Source organism: Streptomyces sp. SD31, from assembly GCF_052068475.1.
Classification (GTDB): Bacteria; Actinomycetota; Actinomycetes; order Streptomycetales; family Streptomycetaceae; genus Streptomyces.
Genome location: NZ_JBQHCX010000002.1, coordinates 709,115 through 730,525 on the forward strand (window position 1 = coordinate 709,115; position 21,411 = coordinate 730,525).

Sequence of the window (21,411 nt, forward strand, 5' to 3'; positions counted from 1 at the left end):
ACTCCGAACGACACGGTTTCGTACACCACGAAGGTACCCCATCCCCCCACCGAAACGAAACGGTTTCGTTCGCATGCTCCCCGTGTTCTGGGTCACGCGAACCCTTGTGTCACGAGTTGCCCAGGTACGTCCACAGGAAAAGCATGGGGAGGTGAGCTACCTGCGCCTACCGCATCTGAGCGGCGATCTGCTGTGCTTCGTGGCCGAGGACGACCTTTGGCTGGCCCCCCTGGACGGCCCGGGCCGCGCCTGGCGGCTCACCGTGGACCGCACCAAGATCGGCCACCCCCGCTTCTCCCCCGACGGCCGGCATATCGCGTACACGAGCTGGCGAAGCCTGGTCCCCGAGATCCACCTGGTCCCGGTGGACGGCGGCCCCGGCAGCCAGCTCACCCACTGGGGGTCGGCGGACACCCAGGTGTGCGGCTGGACACCCGACGGCATCATCCTCGCCGTCGCCTCCCACGGTGAGCCCTTCTCCCACTTCACCTGGGCCTACAAGGTCAGCCTCGGCGGCGACCCCGGCCGCAAACTCCCCTGGGGACCGTGCTCCGACATCCAGGTCGCCGACCTCGACGGCGAGCGCAAGACCCTGCTCCTGAGCGGCACCCCGCCGCACGAGCCGGCCGCCTGGAAGCGCTACCGGGGCGGGGCCTTGGGCCGCCTCTGGCTGCACGGCGAACGCCTGCTCCCGGGCATCGGCGGCCACCTCCACTCCCCCATGTTCGTCGGCGGCCGGATCGCCTTCCTCTCCGACCACGAGGGCGTCGGCAACCTCTACTCGTGCGCGTACGACGGCTCCGACCTGCGCCGCCACACCGACCACGACGCCTTCTACGCCCGGCACGCCTCCAGTGACGGCACCCGGGTGGTGTACCAGTGCGCCGGCGATCTGTGGATCGTGGACGACCTCGCCTCCGACAGCGAGCCGCGCCGGCTCGACGTACGGCTGAGCGGGCCGCGCGCGGGCCGCCGCACGTACCAGGTGCCCGCCGCCCAGCACATCGACGGCATCTCCGTGGACGAGACGGGCCGCGCGAGCGCCGTAGTCGTACGCGGCAGCCTGTACTGGCTGACCCACCGGGACGGCCCGGCCCGCACGATGACCGACACCCCGGGCGTACGGGTCCGGCTCCCGGAGATGCTCGGCTCGACCGGTCAGGTCGCGTATGTGACGGACGCGGAGGGCGAGGACGCCATCGAGATCGCGTATCTGCCGCGGGCGACGGGTGACCGCGAGCCGCGCCGGCTGGCCTCGGGCGAGCTGGGCCGGGTCCTGGAGATGGCCGCCGACCCGAAGGGCGAGCGCCTCGCGATCGCCTCGCACGACGGCCGACTCCTGCTCATCGACGTGACCGAGGACTCGAACGGCGAGGTCACCGAGTTGATCCGGTCCATCAACGGCCCGGTGCGCGACCTCGCCTTCTCCCCGGACGGGACCTGGCTGACCTGGTCGCACCCCGGGATCGGCCGCTCCCTGCGCCAGATCAAACTGGCCCGCATCAAGGACAGCCTGATCGTCGACGTCACCAACGGCCGCTTCGAGGACGAGAACCCGGTGTTCACCCGGGACGGCCGCTACCTGGCCTTCCTCTCCTGGCGAGGCTTCGACCCGGTGTACGACGTCCACACCGGCGACCTGTCCTTCCCGCTCGGCTGCCGCCCCTACCTGGTGCCCCTGTCCTCCGCGACCCCCTCCCCCTTCGCCCTGAACCCCGAGGGCCGGCCGGCCGCCGGCGGCCTGGACCCGGTGGAGGACGAGGAGGGAGGCGACGCCGGTACGACGACCGTCGAGGTGGAGGGCCTGGAGAGCAGGGTCACCCCCTTCCCGGTCGCCGCCTCCAAGTACTCCGCGCTGCACCCGGTCGCGGGCGGCGGACTGGTCTGGCTGCGCTGGCCGATCTCGGGGGCGCTGGGCGAGACCTTCGCCAACCCCGACGACATGACCGGGCGGCCGACCCTCGAACACTTCAACATCAGCAAGGCGAAGAAGACCGAACTCGTCGACCACCTCGACTGGTTCGCGATCAGCGGCGACGGCTCCCGCCTGGTCCTGGTCGACGAGGGCGACCTGCGGGCGGTGCCCGCCTCCGAGTCCGGCGACAGCGACACGACGGTCTGGATCGACCTGCGCCGCATCCTGCACGAGGTGGACCCGACGGCGGAGTGGAGGCAGTCGTACGCGGAGGCGGGCCGGCTGATCAGGGCGTACTTCTGGGAGCCGGACATGTGCGGCATCGACTGGGACGGGGTCCTCGACCAGTACCGCCCCCTGGTCGAACGGGTCGCCTCCCCCGACGAGTTCGCCGACCTGCTCCGCGAGGTCCTGGGCGAACTGGGCACCTCACACGCGTACGTCGCGGCTGCCCGCCGCAACGAGGGCCCGGCGCACTACCAGCGCTGGCAGGGCCTGCTGGGTGCCAACTTCGTCCGCAGGGACGAGGGCTGGATGGTCAAGCGCATCCTTCCCGGCGAATCGTCCGACTCCAAGGCGCGCTCCCCGCTGGCGGGCACCGGCATCCGGGAAGGGGCAGTGCTCACCCACGTGGACGGCCGCCCCGTGGACCCGGTCGCCGGCCCCTACCCCCTCCTGGCCGGCTCCGGCGGCACGACGGTGGAGCTGACGTTCACTCCGGCGGAGGGCGAGGCGGGCAGGGCGCGCCGGGTGGCCGTGGTCCCGCTCATCGACGAGCGCCCGCTCCGCTACCAGGACTGGGTCGCCAAACGCCGCGCCGTCGTACGGGAGTTGAGCGGCGGTCGCTGCGGCTACCTGCACATCCCGGACATGGGCGGCTCGGGCTGGGCCCAGTTCAACCGGGACCTGCGGATGGAGATGTCCCGCCCCGCACTGATCGTCGACGTACGCGGCAACGCGGGCGGCCACATCAGCGAGCTGGTCGTGGAGAAGCTGACCCGCACGATCCTCGGCTGGGACCTGACGAGAAACGCCCAGCCCGTGTCGTACGCGTCCAACGCCCCGCGCGGCCCGGTGGTCGCCCTGGCGGACGAGGCGACCTCCTCGGACGGCGACATGATCACGGCCGCCTTCAAACTCCTCAAGTTGGGCCCGGTCGTCGGCCAACGCACCTGGGGCGGAGTCGTCGGCATGACCGGCCGCCACCGCCTCGGCGACGGCACGGTGATCACCGTACCGATGAACGCGGCGTGGTTCGACGCGTACGGCTGGTCCATCGAGAACAAGGGCGTAACCCCGGACGTGGAGGTCCTGCGCACCCCTCTGGACTGGGCGGAGGGCAGGCACGCCCAGCTGACGGACGCGGTGGAACTGGCCCTGAAAATGCTGGAGGACAACCCCCCGGCAACTCCTCCGGACTACTCGCACGTCCCGGACCGGTCGAGGCCGAAGCTTCCGCCGCGTTCCAGCGAGGCGAGCCAGCGGCCGTCCTGAAACTCGGCAGGGACCTCGTCCTCCCCCGGATCGATCCCGCGGCGCTCCAGCTCGTCGAACCACCGGTCCCGCTGCGATGCGGGGAGGCGTCGTCCGCACCAGGGACAGAAGTCGATCGTGATGCTCGACGTGCCGCCGTCATGGAGGATCAGCCCGTACTCCTGGAACCTGGCGCTGAAGCCGACCAGCGCGTCAGGGGAGGTCCGGCTACGCATGCCAGAGCGAGCTCCGCCGATGACGCGCCGGTGGTACATCCACAGTGTCCGCGGCATCGAGTGCGAGTCCGTCGCCGGTGGAGTTCACCAGCCTCAGGAGATTCCCCACTTGGGCTCGCAGCCGCTGTCGCGCTCGGCGTTCCTCGATCGCGGACGACTGCGCGAGGGAGCGGTCCCGCTTCTGCCGGGCGAACGAGTGGACGTCCACCGTGCGGCGAACCATGCGAGGTTGGGGCCTTGTCGACTCTCGTGCGGCATCGATGAAGGAGCGGGCGCTGTACCTGAGGTCGTAGAGGACCACGGAACGCCGGCTGTGCGAAGAGGGAAGGTGGTGGGCGGTGCGTGTCACGGGACTCCGATCGCAGCAACCGCCAGGTATCTCCTGGCGAGCTACCTGAAGCCCGTCGGCCCTGTCGAACGTACGTTTCCCATGCGCGTGACCCTATACCGACACGAACGCGGGGCACCGCCCAAAAAACAGGGGGGCACCCCACGTTCATCGAGCGCAACGACTACCGGTCGAAGTCCTGGTCGAAGCGCTCCTCGTCCTCACGCTCCCGCATCCGCTCGGACTCCTCGTCCCGCTGCGGCCGCTGACGACCCTTCTGCTGAGCCTGCTCCCGCGCCTGCTGCGCCTTCTGGCGGGCCTGCTCCTGCAGCTTCTCGGACTTCTCCTGGAACTGGTCCTTCATGCCCATGTGGGTTCACTCCCATAGTGGGTGGGGGGTTGGCCCCTCGCTGGGGCCTCGACCAGATTCACACGGCCGATAACCCTGCGCATGTCGATCAGTTACGCCGCGTAGTCCGCGCAGTTCGCTCCTGCTCGTCGGCCGCGCCCCCCGCCCCGACCAGCCCCGTACGCATCCCCTCCAGCCGCCCGGCGAACCGCCGCATCTCCCGCTGCCCCACGGTGCCGATGATCCCCGGCAGATACCCGCGCACGCCCTGCATCCCGCGCAGCCACCACTGCCCGTACACATGGCTCGACCGCCGCTCGATGCCGGCCACGATCCGGTCGACGGCCGGCCCCAGCGGATAGGTCTTGTTGGACGGCCACGGCAGCCGCTTCCTCAACTCCCGCATGACGTCGTCCTGATCCGCCCCGCGCACCATGTCGGTGTCGGTCCAGGACAGATACCCGACCCCCACCCGCACGCCCCGGTGACCGACTTCGGCCCGCAGACTGTGCGCGTACGCCTCCACACCAGACTTGGACGCGCAGTACGCGGTCATCATCGGCGCCGGAGTGATCGCCGCCAGCGAGGCGATCTGCAGCAGATACCCCCGGCTCTCCATCAGCACCGGCAAAAACGCACGCGCGGTCACCGCCGACCCGATGAGGTTGACCTCGATGACCCGCCGCCACGCCTCCGGGTCGGAGTCGACGAACGGCCCCCCGGTGGCGACACCGGCGTTGGCCACCACGATGTCGACCTTCCCGAACCGCTCCTTCACCTCCCGTGCCACCTGGGCCATCGCCTCGTGATCCGTCACATCGGCGTACCAGTGGTCACTGTCGCCGTGCAGCCGCTCGGAGACCTGCTTGAGCGCGTCCGGCTCCAGCCCGACGAGCGCCACGCTCGCCCCGCGCGCCGAGAGCTTGCGGGCGAGCAGCTCACCGACGCCCCGCGCCGCCCCGGTGACGACGGCGACCTGTCCTTCGAGGCTCACCCTGCTCATGCGCCCTCCTTGACCTGCGTGTACGTCGTGGCTTGCGTGTGCGCGTACGCCGTGACGAGCTCCCGTATCTTCCCGGTCACCAGCTCGGGGGCCTCGACCGGCGTCATGTGCCCGAGGCCGGGCAGCTCGGTGACGCCGAGGCAGTTCGGCAGGGCGGCGGCCAGTGAGCGGGCGTGTACCGGCGGGGTCAGGCGGTCGGCCGTACCGACGATCACCGCGGTCGGCGCCGCCAACTCCCGTACGCCGTGGTCGAGATCGAGCAGGTCGAGCACGTGCGACCAGGCGTACCGCACCTTGCGCGGGCACGCGTGGACTATCCGCGCGCATGCCTCGACCATGTGCGGTGCCGAACCGGGGCCCATCGTCCCGTACTTGAGGATCGCCCTGGCGATCGGCGTGACCGGTCCGAGCGGTGCCCGGGAGCCGAGTATGTGCTTGGTCAGCCAGGTCCGCAGCCGCCCGGGACGTATCGGCACGACGGTGGACTCGGCGACCAGCCGCGAGGCGCCCGTGCTGCACAGCAGGACGGCGGCCGCATGCTCCCGGAACGCCGGGCGCGCGGCGGCGGCCAGCACCGTCATCCCGCCCATGGAGTGCCCGGCGATCACGGCCTTCTCGCCGGGTGCGAGCGTCGCCTTCAGTACGGCTTCGAGGTCGTCGGCGAGCGCGTCGGCGCTGCAGGCCGGGTTCGCGGGGCTGCGTCCGTGGCCGCGCTGGTCGTAGGCGATGACCCGGTGGTCGGCGGACAGCTCCCGGATCTGCGCGGCCCAGAAGGCGGTCGAGCAGGTCCAGCCGTGGGCGAGGACGACGGCGGGCGCGGCGGGGTCGTCGACGGGGCCGTGCACCTCTATGTGCAGCCGGGCACCGTCGGCGGAGACGGCGACGAGCTCGCGGGCGGGGGCGGGCGGGGCGTACGGCCCGGACTTCACGTGCATGAGACGGCTCACGCGGTCACCTCGGCGCTTTCCTTGACGGTGGCTCGGACCACGGCGTACTCCGACAGATCCACGCGCCGCGTGGCCCGCCGGAACTCGGTCGTCGTACCGGGCCAGATGGTGGTGTTACGGCCGCTGGCGTCGAGGTACCAGCTGGTGCAGCCGCCGGTGTTCCACACCGTCCGCTTCATCCGCTCCTGGACCCTCCGGTTCCAGGCGGCCACGGCGCTCGGCCGCGCGTCGAGAGCCACCCGGCCCCCCAGGACGTTCAACTGCCGTACGAAGTCGGCCATGTAGTTCAGCTGGGACTCGATCATCAGGATCATCGAGGAGTTCCCGAGTCCCGTATTGGGGCCGATGACGGTCATCCAGTTCGGGAACCCCGCCGCGGAGGCACCCCGCAGCGCTTCCATCCCGCCCTTCCAGACCTCGGCGAGCGTCTTCCCCTCCGCCCCCACCACTCGCTCGGCGATGGGCATGTCGGTGACATGGAACCCCGTACCGAACACGATCGCGTCGACCTCGGCCTCGCTGCCGTCGGCGGCCACGACGGTCGAACCGCGGATCTCGCTCAGCCCACTGGCCACCACATCCACGTTGTGCTGGGCGAGCGCCGGATAGTACTCACTGCTCAGCAGGATCCGCTTGCAGCCGATGCGGTAGTCCGGGGTCAGCTTGGCGCGCAGGGCGGGGTCCTTGATGGAGCGGCCCATGTGGCGCTTGGCCAACTGCTCGATCATCCCGAGTTCGCCCGGGTGCTTGGTGAACGCCTGGACCTGGAGCTCCCGCAGGCCCCACAGCAGCCCGCGCCGCAGCTGCGCGGTGAAGGGCAGAGCCCGGTGCAGGGAGCGTTCGACGCCGCTGATGGCGCGGTCCATGCGGGGCATGACCCAGGGCGGGGTGCGCTGGAAGAGCGTGAGCCGCTCGACCTCGGGCCGGATGGCCGGCACGATCTGGATGGCGGAGGCGCCGGTGCCGACCATGGCGACGCGCTTGCCGCGCAGGTCGTAGTCGTGGTCCCAGCGGGCGGAGTGGAAGACCTTGCCCGGGAAGGATTCCAGCCCCCGGATGTCCGGGATCTTCGGATCGGACAGCGGCCCGGTGGCGGAGACGACGAAGTCGGCGGACAGACTCCCACCGGTGGTCTCGATGTCCCAGCACAGCCGCTCCCCGTTCCAGGTCATCCGCTGCACCTCCGAGTTGAAGCGGATGTGGGGGCGCAGCCGGAAGACGTCCGTGACGTGCTCCAGGTAGGCGCGGATGTGCTCCTGCCCGGAGAAGGTGCGCGGCCAGTCGGGGTTGGGCGCGAAGGAGAACGAATACAGATGGGACGGCACGTCGCACGCGCACCCCGGATAGCTGTTGTCCCGCCAGGTGCCGCCGACGCTGTCGGCCCGCTCCAGGACGACGAAGTCGGTGACGCCCTCGCGTCGCAGCCGTACGGCGGCCCCCAGCCCGCCGAACCCGGACCCGACCACCGCGACCCGCACATGTTCGCGTTCGGCCATGCCTGTGCCTCCATGCTTCACCCGGAACCTGGAACCATGCCAGTGAACACTGGCGCAATGGGGAGAGTAGAGGAGGACAGTACTGACCGGTAGGGGTCGGTCGAGGAAACCACCGAGGAAAGTTACCGCCGGTACGACTTAAGGTTCCCGAGTGACCGAGAAGCGTGAATACCGCGTGGAGGAGCTGGCCCGCCTGGCCGGCATCACGGTGCGCACCCTGCGCTTCTACCGCGAACGCAAGCTGATCCCACCGCCCCGCCGCGAGGGCCGTATCGCCTGGTACGACGACCACCACCTGGCCCGCCTGCGCACGATCGCCGCCCTCCTGGAGCGCGGCCACACCCTCACCGGCATCGCGGAACTCGCCGAGGCCCTCGACCACGGCCGCGACGTCGCCGACCTCCTCGGCGTCGCCGCCCCCACCGAGGAGGAGCCGGTCCGCCTCACCCCCGAGGAACTCGCCGCCCGCTTCGAGGGCCAGGTCACCACGGAGAACCTCGCCCTCGCCCTGGACCTCGGCTACCTGGGCACCGACGGCGACGAGATCGTCCACGTCAGCCGCGGCCTGCTGGACGCCTCCTCGGCCCTGGTGCGCGAGGGCATCCCCCTCTCGGAGGTCCTGGCGGCGGGCAAGCGGGTCCGCGCACACGTCGACGACCTCGCGGAGATGTTCGCCGACCTGGTACTGCGCCACACCCACGAAGGCGACCTCCAACGCCTGCGCCCCCTCGCCCGGAGCGTGGTGGCGGCGGAGCTGTCCCTGGCGCTGGACCGGCGGCTGCGGAAGCAGAACGAGGGGGACCGACGAGGCGCCGAGCAGGCCTAACGGTCGTAGACGACCGTCACCGGCGCATGATCCGACCACCGCTCGCCATGCGTCGCCGCCCGCTCGACGTACCCCTTGAGCGCCTTGGCGGCGAGCCCCGGCGTCGCCACGTGGTAGTCGATGCGCCAGCCGGTGTCGTTGTCGAAGGCCCGCCCTCGATACGACCACCAGGTGTACGGCCCCTCCGCATCCGGATGCAGCGCCCGCACGACGTCGACGTAGCCGCCGGCGTTGGCGTCGAAGACCTGGCCGAGCCACTCCCGCTCCTCCGGCAGGAAGCCGGAGTTCTTGGTGTTGCCGCGCCAGTTCTTCAGGTCGGCCTGCTGGTGGGCGATGTTCCAGTCACCGCAGACGAGGACCTCACGGCCGTCGGCGGCGGCACGCTCGCGCAGGTCCTTCAGGTAGGCGAGGAACTCACCCATGAAGCGGACCTTCTCGTCCTGCCGCTCGGTGCCGACCTCGCCGGAGGGGAGGTAGAGGGAGGCGACCGTCACACCGGGCAGGTCGGCCTCGACGTAGCGGCCGCTGTCGTCGAACTCACTCGACCCGAAGCCGACCTGGATGCGGTCGGGCTCACGGCGGGTGTAGAGGGAGACGCCGGCGCGCCCCTTGGCGGCCGCGGGCGCGTGCACGACATGCCAGCCGTCGGGCATACGGACGTGCTCGGGCAGCTGCTGCGGCTCCGCGCGCACCTCCTGCAGGCACAGCACATCGGCTTCGGTACCGGCGAGCCACTCCACGAAGCCCTTCTTCGCGGCGGCCCGCAGCCCGTTCACATTCACAGAGGTCACAGTGAGCACCCCGGCACCATACCGGCACACTGGACGTTGTCCGATTCTGGAACCGATTGACCTCCCTTGATCTTGAATTGATATACGGTAACTAGCATGCATATACGTCGTGTCTCCTTCGACCACCCCGACGCCGTCAAGCTCAACGACGAGGTGCAGGCCGAGTACGGCGTCCGCTACGGCGACGACGGGGACGCCACGCCCCTCGCCCCGACGGACTTCGAGCCGCCGAAGGGCCTCTACCTGATCGCCTACGACGAGCTCGGCACCCCCGTCGCCTCCGGCGGCTGGCGTACCCAGGACGAGAACGGCGAGGGCAACGCGGACGGGGACGCCGAGCTCAAGCGGATGTACGTCGTCGAGCGGATGCGCGGGCGGGGCCTGGCGAGACGCATCCTGGCCGCGCTGGAGGAGGACGCGCGGGCGGCGGGCCGCATCCGCATGGTGCTGGAGACCGGCGCCAAGCAGCCGGAGGCGGTGGGCCTGTACACGTCCAGCGGGTACGAGCCGTGCACGAAGTTCGGCTACTACCGCTTCCACGAGCTGAGCCTGTGTTACGCCAAGGCGCTGTGAGCGGTCAGTTCCGTGCGGCGTTGATGCGGTAGACGTCCCGCACGCAGAGGTTGAGGACGGCGGAGGCGACGACAAGCCCGGCACACGCCACCAGCACCGTCCGGTTGTCCCAGATGCCGACGGCGAGGGCGGTCAGCAGATAGCCGAGCGGAATCGCCAACCGCTCCCCGACACTGTTGAACGCGCTCATGCGCCCCAACTCGCCCTGTGGCACATGCCGCTGGAAGGCGGTCGTCCACGCGACGATCGCCACGTCCAGCCCGACGCCCGCGAGCAGGGCGGTCAACAGCAGCCAGGGCAGCGGCAGTCCCCAGCCCATGACGAGCAGGGGGCCGGCCATGGGCAGGCAGGCCGCGACAGCCACCACGAGCAACCGGTACGGCCGCCAGCGCAGGCACACCACCGTCCCGGCCAGCAGCCCCGCCGCGAACGCCCCCTGTACGAGCCCCCAGTCACGCGCCCCGCCGTACCGCTCCGCCGCGACGACCGGCCCCAGCAGTTGGAACCCCGCCAGCCACGCGGCGACAAGGACGGTCCCCGCGACGGTGTACGTCCACAGCCAGGTCCGCGACCAGAACCCGGCCCAGCCCTCCCGCAGATCGCTCAGCGCGCTGGTGCCGGTGACCGGCGCGTCCAGGCGCAGCCCGAGCAGCAGCAGGGCGGCTACTGCGAAGGTGAGCGCGTCCCAGGCCAGGGCCCAGGCCGGGCCACTGACCGCGACGACGACCCCGCCGATCGCCGGACCGAGCACCTTGACCGCGTTGCTCGGCAGCCTGAGCAGCGCGTTGGCCTGCTGCAACTGCTCCGCGGGCACGATCTGGGCCATGGCCCCCTGAGTGGCGGGCACGGTGAAGGCGACCGCCGTCCCGGAGACGAAGCCGCAGACCGCGATGGAGACGGTCGTGGCATGCCCGGTGGCGACGACGGCCGCCAGGGTCCCCTGGGCGGCGGCCGCCAGCAGATTGCCGAGGAAGAGCAGTCGGCTGCGGGACATACGGTCCGCGAGCACTCCGCCCATGAGGAGGAAGACGATGGTCGGAACGGTGTTCGTGGCGAGCACCACACCGAGGGCCCCGGCTCCTCCGCCCTGTTCGATCACGGAGTAGGCGAGCGCGAGGGCCGCCATCGCGGATCCGGTGGCGGAGATCAGACTGGCGGTCACGAACCGCCGGAAGGCCGCGTTCCGAAGCGGCGTCGCCGTACGCGTCGCCCGTAACCGTGCGTCGACCTTCTCCATGCTCCCCCTTGCACATAACAAAGATCCCGCCCGATCAACCGATCGGACGGGATCTTTCAACTCCCAAGTTCCCTTGGAAAGTTGTTGCGGTGGACCTGAGGGGATTTGAACCCCTGGCCCCCTCGATGCGAACTATGGGCGGCTAGGTCGCTGAGGTCATCCGTCCTGGTCACGAGGATGTTAGCGGTTGCGGAAGGTCATGTGCAGTCAGCACGGTTGCTGTACTTCTCTGCTGTACCGCAGTCAGCCTGCGCGTGCCCACGTGATCGATGGAGTGACTTTGGGCTGGAGCTGCTTTGGGGGGAGTGATCATGGCCCCGTAAGCTTCCGGCGAGTCGGGCAGTCTGTGGACCTGCCCGTTAAAGCACGACGTTGGGGCCATGATCTTCGAGGCTCCCCCCAAAGTGGCTGCCTAAAGTCACGGAGTCGATCACCCCAGCCACCTACGATCCCACCCCGCTGCGGCCCGCAGGTTCCGGCAGGGCTCCCAGCCGTCGCGCACCTGCTTTTGGGTTCAAAGCGTCTGTTGGTCCGTGGCGGAACATGCGGGAAGACCTGTGGGCAATGCCATCTTCCACAGGTCCGGGCCTGGTGGCGTGGGGCAAGGGTGGGGAATCAGGCTCGTTCCGGTACATCGGCCCTCGGCGGGCCAGAGTGTGAAGCGTGATCATCCCGGGGCATCGTGAGTGCCGCGGGGCCGGGGGCCGGGGCGGCGCGGGCCGAAGGCAGGAGCGGAGCCCCGAGCCCACGAGCCCGCGGCGGCCCGCAGTGCGGGCCGGTGGGGTGTGATCTACGCAGCGACGGCCGGAAAGCCGTTGGGACAGCGCGACCGGATGGCGAAGCCAAGAGCCCCCATCCGTGGCCCCTGGCCGCTGAGGCCCGGTGACCAAGGGGATGGAGGCTCTAGCCCTGAGGGGCTGTGAAGCGTGGGCGAGCTGAGGTTCCTAGGGGTGCTGTCGAGTCCTGTTCTCCCAAGTGCGCGACGGCTGGGAGCCCTGCCGGAACCTGCGGACCGTGGCGGAACGGGATCCCCCTCCCCCGCCGGAACGGCGGGGCTTGATGAGGTAGAGAAACCTGTAACAGGTGGCTGCTCCGCCTCGCTGATCAATCGAGGTTGTACTCGGCAGAGAGTTCGCGCCCGGCCCCAAGGAAGTCTTGGGCATACTCGGTCGGCTCGCCATGCTGATCCGAGTACTGGTTGGTCATGGTCAGCGCCTGGCTCCCGACTTCAGCACCGAGTACCTCGGCGATCTCCTCGGGCACCGGGTGCATGGCAACTACGTCTCGACGCCGCACTGCACGCCGACCTGTCCGTTCTTCGATCAGACCAAAGGTCATCTTGGGCAGGGGACCGACTTCAAGTAGTTCCGGGGCCGCTTCGGCCAACTGGCCCGCCAACCACGATGTGGACACGGCCACGACCCCGTCCTCGTCGCGGTACACGCGTCGACGCTGGACTACCTGATCACCCTCGCTGATCTTCAATCCTTCGGCGACGTGCGCTGGCGCAGGGATCAACTCGGCACTCAGGATCTCGACGCTTTCGCCTTTACGGAAGCCGCTCCCCGTCGCACGCAGCATTTGAAGGCGATCCGGACCGCTGGTCAGCTTCCTGCCCAAGTCCACGAAGGTCCCTTGCGATGAAGACCGTACGTATCCCTCGTCCTGGAGCTTATTGATCGCCTTTGCCGCTGTGGCTGTGGCGACTCCCCATTCGCGCGCAATGTCCGCGATCGACGGGAGCTTCGTTTCCTGCGGTAGCTCACCCTCCTTGATCTTCACGCGGAAGTGCTCGGCGATCTGCATGAACGGGGGTGCGGCGCGTTGCACCTTCGGTGTCATCTTCCTTCTCCTTCTCCCTCCTGAGCGTGCTAGTTACCGATCACGACGCGTTCTAGCTCGCATATTCCACCGTACCCCGTCGGGCGGGGCACAGCCATGCTCTTCAAGCCTGCCTGCTCGGAGGGGCTTGACAGGCGCGTACTAGTACGCGCACTATCGATGCAAGCTAGTACGCGATGAGCTAGCGCAAGCTAGCTCGCTCCCGAGCGAAAAGAGGCGCCATGTCGTCCTTCAAGATCGACCTTTCGACCGCTGTGGTGTTCGTCGCGACCGCGCCGGAACCGAAGCTGATCAGCAAGAAGACCGGTGAGCGGGCCATGGACCGGGACAACCCCGACGTGGGCCTGTCGACGGTGGGCCTGCTGGTCTCGGACGAGGGTGAGGGCAACCTGTACCAGGTCACGATCCCGGAGACCGGTCTTCCCAACGGACTGACGCCGGGTATGCCGGTGGCGGTGACGGGGCTGAAGGCGCGTGACTGGGAGAACGAGTTCAACGGCCAGAAGCGGCACGGGATCTCGTTCCGCGCGGTCGCGATCACCCCGCTGGGGGCCTGACCATGACCGACGTCACGACCTGGTTCGAGCTGGGAGGCGCTGCGGCCGGTGCCGGTGGGATCGGCTACGCCAAGTACCGGGCCCCGCGCGTGTACTGGTCGCTGGTTGGTCTCCCGGCGACGTGGGGCCGGTTCACCTGGACCTACCGCGACACCATGGAGGCATGCGGGCTGACGGTCCAGCCGTCCCGCTTCCGCGCCTTCATGGCCCGCAACGTCGCCCGCGGTGAGGTGCGGCCGGTCCCGCCGAAGGTCCGCCGGGTCCGCCCGACCGCGACCGGGCTGCGGGTGACGCTCCGGCTCCCGGCCGGTCTTGAGCCCGCCGACGTCGCCGCGTCCTCCGAGCGCCTGCGCCACGCATGGGGAGTGCACTCGGTGACGGTGCGGGAGACCAAGCCCGGCTATGTCGAGCTGCGGATGACCGGTTACGACGTGCTGAACCGCGTGCGGCTGCCGCGCAAGGCCATACCCCGTGACCTGGTCGTCCCGGTCGCGCTGCGGGAGGACGGCTCGGTCTTCGAGCGGGACTACCGCAAGATCCCGATGGCGCTCACGCTAGGGGCGAACTCCTCCGGCAAGTCGATGTATCAGCGCAACCTGATCAAGGGATTGGCGAAGCTGCCGGTGGGGCTGGTCGGGATCGACTGCAAGCGCGGTGTTGAGCAGAGCCGCTTCGCCCCGCGCCTGTCGGCGCTGGCCACCGACCGTGAGAGTGCCGGGCACCTGGCCGACGCGCTGGTCGGGGAGATGGACGACCGCTTTGATCTCCTTGCCCTGTATGGCGTCTCCGATCTATGGGAGCTGCCCGCAGAGGTGCGGCCGGTGCCGCTCATCGTGCTGATTGATGAGGTGGCGGAACTCTTCCTGGTGACGTCCAAGAAGGACGAAGCCGCTCGCGACCACACGGTCATGCAACTGGTTCGCCTTGGCCAGATGGCCCGTGCGGTCGGGATCTTCCTGGAGGTGTGCGGGCAGCGTTTCGGCTCCGACCTGGGCAAGGGCGCAACCGCCCTGCGCGCCCAGCTCACCGGACGCGTGGTGCACCGCGTCAACGACAAGCAGACGGCAGACATGGGCCTGGGCGACATCGCCCCCGACGCTGTTGTCTCCGTGCTCGGTATCCGTGCGGACCGCCCCGGCGTGGCCGTGGCCGGTGACGCCTCGGGCTACTGGTCCCGGATCCGTACCCCCGAGACCACCCCGGATCAAGCGGCGGCCGTCTGCCGCGAATTCGCCCACCTCACCCCGGACTTGCCGTTCCTGGCTCCGTTCCGGCCGGTCGGCTCGGGGATCGTCCCGCCGATGCCCGTCAGCCCGCCCCGGGTGCAGCCCAGGCCCGTCACCGAGTAATCCCCCGCTTTCCCGGTCGGCGCGACCGTCTCGCGCCAGGTCCCTACCCGAGCCATGCCGAAAACCGATGGGAGATCGCTCATGGCCCCGCGCAAGACCGCCAAATCCAAGGTCACGAAGTGCTCGGACTGCGACGGCAAGGGCGAGATCACCGAAGTCGTCCGTGTCGGCGCCCGCAAGGGCCGCGCCACCGACCACCGGCAGTCCGCCGTGTGTCTCACGTGCTGGGGCTCCGGCGAGATCCCCGCCGACGGCTGAACGCCTGCCGGGGCCGGGCGGCCGGACATGTGATCCCCGCCTCGCCCCCGGCTCAACTCCCCGAAGGAGGTGAGGACATGCCCCGCCCGCTTCGCATTGACGCCGTGCTCGTTCAGGCCGTGATCGCTGGTGCGCTGTCCTTCGCCCACCTGCACGACCTCGCCGAAGCCGCCGGGCAGACCGGATGGAAAGCCTGGGCCTACCCCGTCTCGGTCGACCTGCTCTTGGTCGCCGTGTGGCGCCGACTCCGTACGGAGCGGTCCCGGATGGCCTGGTTCTGGTTCCTGGTCGCCCTGGTGGCCTCGCTCGGCGCGAACATCGCCACCGCCGGACTCCTCGACCTCGACCACGTTCCGGCCTGGCTGCGCATCCTTGTCGCCGGATGGCCCGCGCTCGCGTTCCTCGGCGGCACCCTGCTTGCCCACTCGCCGACTCCGGCCGGGGATCGGGTGCCGGTTCCGCCGGCGCCCGCAGCGCCGGCCCCCGCACCCGCCCCTGAACCGATCCCCGAGCGTGAGCCGATCACTGCCCCCGAGCCCGCACCGGCTCTGCCCGAAGCATCCGCCCCGGCGGTGCCTCCGGCGCTGATCGACCACGCGCGGAAGGTCGCGACCGAGCACCGCACCCGCACCGGCACGGACATCGACGCCGCCACCCTGCGCGCCCGCCTCGGAGTCCCCGAAGCCCTCGCCGGGGCGATCGTCGCCCAACTCGCCTGACACAGAAGGAGGTACACACCCATGCGTCCAAACCGCTTCTACGACGTGATCCGCATCGGACCGGTCAAGGTCGGCACGTTCAACAACGGCCGCGGCCAGACCAAGCACACCGCTGCCTGCACCGCCCCCAAGTGCGGCTTCTCGACCGAGCACAACGACCGCTCGGCCGCTGAACTCGCCGCCCGCACCCACCGCTGCGCCTGACCCGGAGGGCCGACCCGTGCAGTTACCTCAAGACCAGTTCCGCGCCGGTCACATCCCCGCTGACGTCTACCGGCAGATCCCGCCCGGCACTGACGTGCGCAAGGTCGTGATCGTCCAGGAAGCCCCGCGCTCCTACAAGGGCCCGATCGTCCTGACTCTGGTCATCGCCTCCGCCGCCGTGGTCGTGCTGCTGGTGATCGCTTTCGTCGCCCAGGTCGTTGCCGCCTCGGCCGTCGCGGTCCTGTCCGCGACCGGCGGCCTGAGCTACACGATCAACCGCGCATCCAAGAAGCGGGAGTTATCCCGCGCGGGCACCGGTCGGCGCTCCCGCTCGCCGCGCAAGCACCCCGTGCGCTCCCCGAGCGTCCGGTCCAAGAACCGCTACCGCAAGTAGCACCCTCCGGGGCGGCCTCTCTCGCCAAAGATCCGCCGCCCCGGATGGCTTCCACCTTCCCGATCCAACGGACCCGAAAGGGAGACCCCATCATGCCCGTCCACGCCTCGAACCGTCCGGTCTGCCACCACTGCGACGGCTTCAGCGTCGTCTCGATCGCCACCGGTGACCGCCACCGCGACGGCTCCCGCGTGCTCCTGCACGTCGTCTGCCACGTCTGCCAGGGCACCGGCCACGCCCTTTCTCTGCGCAAGCAGGGGGTGAGCGCCTGATGCCCCGCCGCTGGAGCCTCGGTGTCGACCGCATCCACTCCGACGGACTGGACGGCGACTACGACCGCCTGAAGAAGACCGCGAAGGCCCACAGCCTGCACGACACCCAGCGGGCCGAAAAGCCGACCCGTCCCGGCAAGTCGACGGACACATCCGGACCGGCCAGCACCACGGCCAGTACCCCGCAGAAGCGGCGGTGGGGCCGGTGACCGATACCGCCACCCTGGCGGGCCTGGATGCGGCCACCCTCACCGACGTGCTGAGGGTGGCCGGATCGGCCGACTTCGACCGCTGGCAGGAACAGATCCGCCGTACCGGCGGCTGCTCCGACCCGATCCGCTTGATCGGCGGCACGAAGACGATCGATCCCGCCACGAAGACCGTTCTGCACGCCTACACCACCGACAATGAGCCCGGTGGCATGCTCCGCGTGGCCTGCGGTAACCGGCGTGCCTCCCGGTGCCCGGCCTGCGCCTGGACGTACGCCGGGGACACCTACCACCTCATCCGCGCCGGACTCACCGGAGACCCCGCCAAGGGCACCCCCGAGACTGTGCGGGATCACCCCCGCGTCTTCGCCACCCTCACCGCCCCCTCGTTCGGCCCCGTCCACAACCGTCCCGGCACACGGCTCTGCCGCTGCGGTGTCCGGCACTGGGAGGATGCACCCGAACTCGGTACCCCGCTCGATCCGGCGTCGTACGACTACGCGGGTGCGGTGCTGTGGAACAACCACGCCTCCGAGCTGTGGCGCTACTTCACGATCTACCTCCGCCGCGAGATCGCCCGCCGGGCCGGACTCACCCAGAAAGCCGCCCGAGAACAGTCCCGCGTCTCCTTCGGCAAGGTCGCCGAGTACCAAAAGCGCGGAGCCGTGCACTTCCACGCGGTGATCCGCTTCGACGGCCCAGACGGACCGGACAGCCCGCCTCCGACCTGGGCCACCCTTGATCTCCTCACCGACGCGATTCACGCGGCTGCTGCCCGTGTCGCGGTCGACGTGCCCCCGGCCGGTGACCAACCGGCTCGCACGCTGCGCTGGGGCACCCAGCTCGACGTTCAGCCGATCGGCGCCTTCGGCCACGGTGAGGAGATCACCGAACAGGCCGTCGCCTCCTACGTGGCCAAGTACGCCACGAAGGCAGCCGAGACCACCGGCACCGTCGACCGCCGGATCGGCAACAAGGAAGCCCTCGTGCTGCTCGGGGTGCCCGACCATCCCCGCCGGTTGATCGAAGCCTGCTTGGACCTGCACGCGCTGTACCCGGACCGCAAGCTGCGCGACTGGGCCCACATGCTCGGCTTCCGCGGCCACTTCTCCACCAAGTCCCGCCGCTACTCCACCACCCTCGGCGCCCTGCGCCAGGTCCGCGCCGACTACCGCGCCGCCCAACAACGCGAAGCCCTCGGCCTGCCCGACCCCGACGACACGGAGGCCACCACGCTCACCCTCACCCACTGGACCTACGCCGGACACGGCCACACCCCCGGCGAATCCTGGCTCGCCGCCAACATCCACCGCGACATCCAACAGAGCCGCGAAACCGCACGTGAAGAGCTACCCGCCCTGCTCGACCTGGAAGGAGCAGCCGCATGACCACGACCGTTATCCGGCCGAAGTGGCACACCACAGCGGAGGTTGCGGCCATGCTCGGCTTCGGCCTCTCGAAGACGAAGATGTTGGTCCTTACCGGAGAGATCCGTTCGGTAAAGGTCGGCCGCAACCGGCGCATCCTGCCGGAATGGGTTGACGAGTACGTCCAGCACGTCGCCTCCGCGCCTGAGGGGGTGTCAGCATGAGCGGTAAGCGTGGCAAGGGTGAGGGCTCGATCTACCCGTACAAGAACGGCTTCGCTGCGTACGTCTGGGTCGACACTCCGGACGGCAAGCGCAAGCGGAAGTACGTCTACGGCAAGACCCGTGATGAGGTCCACGGCAAGTGGATCAAGCTGCATGCGGAGGCCAAGGAAGGGCCGGTAGCGACGTCTACGCCGACCATGGCGCAGTACCTCACGCGGTGGCTCCGGGAGGTCGTAGAGCCGGACCTGAAGCCCAAAACGGCTGAGACGTACGCGATGCACGTCCGGCTGTACATCGCGCCAGGGTTGGGCTCGAAGCGGCTCGACAAGCTCACCGTGCGGGACGTGCGGAACTGGGTGAACACCCTCCTGGATCAGTGCCAGTGCTGCGCTCAGGGTCTGGATGCGAAGCGGGACGAGCCGCGTTGCTGCGCCGCCGGTGAGTGCTGCGAGCGCATCCCGTCACGTCGCACTGTGCAGGATGCTCGCGCGGTTCTGCGTTCGGCTCTGACCAATGCCATGACGGAAGAGCTGATCTCGAAGAATGTGGCGGGCCTGGTCAAGGTGCGGTCGGCGCGGAAGAAGAAGCGGCACCCGTGGTCCGTGGAAGAGGCTCGCCAGTTCCTCGAATCGGCAAGCGCGGCACGTGATCCGCTGTACGCGGCTTACGTGCTCATCCTGGTCCTTGGCTTCCGGCGAGGTGAGGTGCTGGGCCTCACTTGGGAGAACGTGAACCTGGACGCCGGAGAGATCACGGTGCAGATGCAGCTACAGCGCATCAATCGGCGCCTGGTCCATGACGAGACCAAGACCGAGGCGTCGACGGCCACGCTCCCGCTGCCGCAGATCTGCATCACGGCGCTTCAACTCCGCCTGAAGGAGCAGGAGTTGGCGAAGCAAGCCGCTGGTGAGCTGTGGACGGAATCCGACTTTGTGTTCACGACGCGCTACGGCACACCGTACGAACCTCGCAACTTCAACCGGCTGTTCGTCGCTCGATCGGAGCGGGCGAGCGTCCGCCGTATCCGTCTGCATGACACCCGGCACACGTGCGGCTCGCTGCTCGCCGCTCTCGACGTGCACCCCCGGATCGCGATGCAGATCCTTCGGCACAGCAAGATCGCGGTGACGATGGAGGTGTACACGCACGTCCCGTCCGAGGCGACCCGCCGGGCACTTCGCAAGCTCGGCAAGCACCTTGGGAAGCAAGATCCAAAGTAGTTGCTGTACTTCGCTGCTGTACGACACGTCAGAGCCCCGGTCGGTGATCACCAACCGGGGCTCTGAGCTGCGTGGACCTGAGGGGATTTGAACCCCTGGCCCCCTCGATGCGAACGAGGTGCGCTACCGGACTGCGCCACAGGCCCTTGCAACGAGTGAAACTTTAGCACCCCGATCGGCCTGCTTGGAAATCCATTCCCGGCCCCGGCCGGCCGCTACTCGTTCGCCGCGCGCGGCCGGTCTCCGTCCTCGTACTGGTCGAACAGTGGCGTACGGCCCCGCTCGCGCGCCCGGCGGGCGGAAGCGGCCCGGCGGGCGTCGCTGCGGCCGCCCCCCTCGGCCTTCTCCTCACCGCGAGCCTCGTCTCCCGACTCTCCCGGCACCCCCGACTCCGCGCCCCGCGCGGAACCGTCCCCGGCATCGCCGCCCGCGTCCCGGTCCCGGCCGACGGGGCTCGACCGCGCCGAGCTCCACGCGTCCGGCGCGCCGAGGTCCACATCGGGAGTGGCCCGTGGCGCGACCGGCGCGGTCACATACGTCGGCAGCGGCACCGGCACCGGGTCCCAGCTGTCCCCGTGCCCCGGCCTGCGTCGGCGCTCCCGCTGCTGGTCGACCCACTCGGCGTGATCGGTCTGCTCGACGAGGGCGCGCCGGTCCGCGGCGAGGGCGGACAGGCCGGGGTCGGTGCCTGGTTCGGGCCCTTCGTCGGGCTCATCCAGACCGGCACCGGGGTCGGGGCCGCCTCGCCGGCGCGACTGGCGCGCCTGCTCGCGAAGCCGCTGCGCGGCGGCCTCGGCGCCGCGCCGGTCCATCTGGTAGGCGAAGCGACGGCGCTCCTGGGAGCGCAGGTACGCGATGTACCCGCTGAGCATCACGGCGGGAACGCCGGGCGCCCACAGGAAGGCGAGCCCGCCGACCGCGGCGACGATCGCGCCGAGCGTGAAGGCGAGGAAGAGCATCACGGTGGTACGCCGTCGGCGCGCGAGCACCTTCAAGCGCCTGGCACGCGCCGCGGCCGCCTCGTCCGAGGGTGCTCGCCGGGGTGCGGGGACCCGTTTGCGCGCCTTGGACTCCGGGCCGGAGCCCGTTTCGGCCGCGGGCGCGTTGGCACGTTCGGGGGCCGGCCTGGACCCGTGTTCGGGCGCCGCCTTGCCTCCCTGTTCCCGTGCGGATTCGCGCGCCGGCTCCGGGCGCTCCGGTGCCTGGGCCTGGACCGCCGCCTGGGTCTGCGGACGGGTCGGAGGCATGGCGAAGGCCCGGACGTCCACCGACTCGGTGACGTCGCCCGGGTCATCGGCGCTGGGCTCCCCCTCGTCGGTGGAGCGCGCGCGCAGGTCCTTGGCGTACCGGCGCTCCATCCCCGCCCGTCCGGACAGCAACCGGATGGCTGTGCTGAAGCGTTCCGTCGGACGGGCCTCGTTCAGCTCGTCCTGCCTACGGAGCCACATCGGCACCAAGTAGGCGGCCCAGGCCCCGACAATGACTGCGTAGATGAGGCCGCTGCTGCTCACGCCTCACACGGTAGAGGGGTTTGCGTGAGGCCATCTGCCAATTGAGCCGGTGTGTCGCACGATCTGGCTGATATTTCGAACTTTTTTTGTGACCGATGCGATCAGCAGCCC

Annotated in this window: 23 protein-coding genes and 1 tRNA gene; 14 read left to right on the plus strand and 10 right to left on the minus strand. The window is 69.7% G+C overall.

The annotated features are described in order from the left end of the window. Positions 1 to 151: 151 nt before the first annotated feature. The gene (locus tag ACTMVF_RS07140; protein ID WP_441270079.1) at positions 152 to 3,409 is read left to right on the plus strand and encodes a S41 family peptidase; all 3,258 of its coding nucleotides are present in this window, start codon (positions 152 to 154) and stop codon (positions 3,407 to 3,409) included. Here ACTMVF_RS07140 and ACTMVF_RS07145 read toward each other — a convergent pair. The 5 genes from ACTMVF_RS07145 to ACTMVF_RS07165 form a co-directional block, all read right to left on the minus strand. After that, positions 3,334 to 3,624: a DUF6980 family protein gene (locus ACTMVF_RS07145; protein WP_441270080.1), complete on the minus strand. Its 291-nt coding sequence runs from the start codon at positions 3,622 to 3,624 to the stop codon at positions 3,334 to 3,336. The genes ACTMVF_RS07140 and ACTMVF_RS07145 overlap by 76 nt on opposite strands. 512 nt (positions 3,625 to 4,136) lie before the next feature. Next, positions 4,137 to 4,322: a hypothetical protein gene (locus ACTMVF_RS07150; RefSeq protein WP_302000016.1), complete on the minus strand. Its 186-nt coding sequence runs from the start codon at positions 4,320 to 4,322 to the stop codon at positions 4,137 to 4,139. A gap of 88 nt (positions 4,323 to 4,410) precedes the next feature. Beyond that, complete coding sequence (locus ACTMVF_RS07155) at positions 4,411 to 5,304, minus strand: SDR family oxidoreductase (RefSeq protein WP_441270081.1); 894 nt, start codon at positions 5,302 to 5,304, stop codon at positions 4,411 to 4,413. Beyond that, positions 5,301 to 6,251 (minus strand): alpha/beta fold hydrolase, encoded by a 951-nt coding sequence (locus tag ACTMVF_RS07160; RefSeq protein WP_441270082.1) that lies wholly within the window; start codon positions 6,249 to 6,251, stop codon positions 5,301 to 5,303. The genes ACTMVF_RS07155 and ACTMVF_RS07160 overlap by 4 nt, the downstream gene beginning before the upstream one ends. Continuing rightward, positions 6,248 to 7,747, minus strand: a complete 1,500-nt coding sequence (locus ACTMVF_RS07165; protein WP_441270083.1) for a flavin-containing monooxygenase — start codon at positions 7,745 to 7,747, stop codon at positions 6,248 to 6,250. Before ACTMVF_RS07165 ends, ACTMVF_RS07160 begins: the two co-directional genes overlap by 4 nt. Positions 7,748 to 7,898: 151 nt before the next feature. On the opposite strand from ACTMVF_RS07165, the gene ACTMVF_RS07170 reads away from it, so the two are divergent. Further along, positions 7,899 to 8,573 (plus strand): MerR family transcriptional regulator, encoded by a 675-nt coding sequence (locus ACTMVF_RS07170; RefSeq protein ID WP_441270084.1) that lies wholly within the window; start codon positions 7,899 to 7,901, stop codon positions 8,571 to 8,573. Here ACTMVF_RS07170 and ACTMVF_RS07175 read toward each other — a convergent pair. After that, the gene (locus ACTMVF_RS07175) at positions 8,570 to 9,373 is read right to left on the minus strand and encodes an exodeoxyribonuclease III (protein ID WP_441270085.1); all 804 of its coding nucleotides are present in this window, start codon (positions 9,371 to 9,373) and stop codon (positions 8,570 to 8,572) included. The genes ACTMVF_RS07170 and ACTMVF_RS07175 overlap by 4 nt on opposite strands. A gap of 87 nt (positions 9,374 to 9,460) precedes the next feature. Between ACTMVF_RS07175 and ACTMVF_RS07180 the strand changes: the two genes are divergently transcribed. After that, positions 9,461 to 9,937, plus strand: a complete 477-nt coding sequence (locus ACTMVF_RS07180) for a GNAT family N-acetyltransferase (protein WP_441270086.1) — start codon at positions 9,461 to 9,463, stop codon at positions 9,935 to 9,937. Between the two features lie 4 nt (positions 9,938 to 9,941). Here the strand turns inward: ACTMVF_RS07180 and ACTMVF_RS07185 are convergent, their stop codons facing one another. Together ACTMVF_RS07185 and ACTMVF_RS07190 are read right to left on the minus strand one after the other, a co-directional pair. After that, on the minus strand, positions 9,942 to 11,174 hold the full coding sequence (locus ACTMVF_RS07185; RefSeq protein WP_441270087.1) for an MFS transporter: 1,233 nt from the start codon (positions 11,172 to 11,174) through the stop codon (positions 9,942 to 9,944). 1,104 nt (positions 11,175 to 12,278) lie between these two features. Then, positions 12,279 to 13,016 (minus strand): GntR family transcriptional regulator, encoded by a 738-nt coding sequence (locus ACTMVF_RS07190; RefSeq protein WP_441270088.1) that lies wholly within the window; start codon positions 13,014 to 13,016, stop codon positions 12,279 to 12,281. Positions 13,017 to 13,237: 221 nt separating this feature from the next. Here ACTMVF_RS07190 and ACTMVF_RS07195 point away from each other — a divergent pair, with 221 nt between their 5' ends. The 11 genes from ACTMVF_RS07195 (at position 13,238) to ACTMVF_RS07245 (ending at position 19,789) form a co-directional block, all read left to right on the plus strand. Next, complete coding sequence (locus ACTMVF_RS07195) at positions 13,238 to 13,573, plus strand: SCO3933 family regulatory protein (protein ID WP_441270089.1); 336 nt, start codon at positions 13,238 to 13,240, stop codon at positions 13,571 to 13,573. A gap of 2 nt (positions 13,574 to 13,575) precedes the next feature. Then, the gene (locus tag ACTMVF_RS07200) at positions 13,576 to 14,922 is read left to right on the plus strand and encodes an FtsK/SpoIIIE domain-containing protein (RefSeq protein ID WP_441270090.1); all 1,347 of its coding nucleotides are present in this window, start codon (positions 13,576 to 13,578) and stop codon (positions 14,920 to 14,922) included. A gap of 81 nt (positions 14,923 to 15,003) precedes the next feature. Further along, positions 15,004 to 15,180, plus strand: a complete 177-nt coding sequence (locus tag ACTMVF_RS07205; protein WP_441270091.1) for a hypothetical protein — start codon at positions 15,004 to 15,006, stop codon at positions 15,178 to 15,180. 77 nt (positions 15,181 to 15,257) lie between these two features. Further along, a complete protein-coding gene (locus ACTMVF_RS07210) occupies positions 15,258 to 15,899 on the plus strand; it encodes a DUF2637 domain-containing protein (RefSeq protein ID WP_441270092.1) in 642 nt (213 codons plus the stop codon). A gap of 21 nt (positions 15,900 to 15,920) precedes the next feature. Continuing rightward, positions 15,921 to 16,103, plus strand: coding sequence for a mobile element transfer protein (locus ACTMVF_RS07215; RefSeq protein WP_441270093.1), 183 nt, complete (start codon positions 15,921 to 15,923; stop codon positions 16,101 to 16,103). A 16-nt stretch (positions 16,104 to 16,119) separates the two neighbouring features. After that, positions 16,120 to 16,497, plus strand: a complete 378-nt coding sequence (locus ACTMVF_RS07220; RefSeq protein ID WP_441270094.1) for a hypothetical protein — start codon at positions 16,120 to 16,122, stop codon at positions 16,495 to 16,497. Positions 16,498 to 16,589: 92 nt separating this feature from the next. Then, a complete protein-coding gene (locus ACTMVF_RS07225; protein WP_441270095.1) occupies positions 16,590 to 16,769 on the plus strand; it encodes a hypothetical protein in 180 nt (59 codons plus the stop codon). Further along, positions 16,769 to 16,978: a hypothetical protein gene (locus ACTMVF_RS07230; protein WP_441270096.1), complete on the plus strand. Its 210-nt coding sequence runs from the start codon at positions 16,769 to 16,771 to the stop codon at positions 16,976 to 16,978. The genes ACTMVF_RS07225 and ACTMVF_RS07230 overlap by 1 nt, the downstream gene beginning before the upstream one ends. Next, positions 16,975 to 18,366 carry a replication initiator protein RepSA gene (gene repSA, locus ACTMVF_RS07235; protein WP_441270097.1) on the plus strand — a complete coding sequence of 464 codons (1,392 nt, stop codon included), beginning with the start codon at positions 16,975 to 16,977 and terminating at the stop codon, positions 18,364 to 18,366. Before ACTMVF_RS07230 ends, repSA begins: the two co-directional genes overlap by 4 nt. Next, complete coding sequence (locus ACTMVF_RS07240) at positions 18,363 to 18,569, plus strand: excisionase family DNA-binding protein (protein WP_441270098.1); 207 nt, start codon at positions 18,363 to 18,365, stop codon at positions 18,567 to 18,569. The genes repSA and ACTMVF_RS07240 overlap by 4 nt, the downstream gene beginning before the upstream one ends. Continuing rightward, complete coding sequence (locus ACTMVF_RS07245; RefSeq protein ID WP_441270099.1) at positions 18,566 to 19,789, plus strand: site-specific integrase; 1,224 nt, start codon at positions 18,566 to 18,568, stop codon at positions 19,787 to 19,789. Before ACTMVF_RS07240 ends, ACTMVF_RS07245 begins: the two co-directional genes overlap by 4 nt. 72 nt (positions 19,790 to 19,861) lie before the next feature. Here the strand turns inward: ACTMVF_RS07245 and ACTMVF_RS07250 are convergent. Then, positions 19,862 to 19,935 (minus strand) — tRNA-Ala (locus tag ACTMVF_RS07250). A gap of 69 nt (positions 19,936 to 20,004) precedes the next feature. Then, positions 20,005 to 21,300: a divisome protein SepX/GlpR gene (gene sepX, locus ACTMVF_RS07255; protein WP_441270100.1), complete on the minus strand. Its 1,296-nt coding sequence runs from the start codon at positions 21,298 to 21,300 to the stop codon at positions 20,005 to 20,007. Positions 21,301 to 21,411 lie beyond the last annotated feature (111 nt).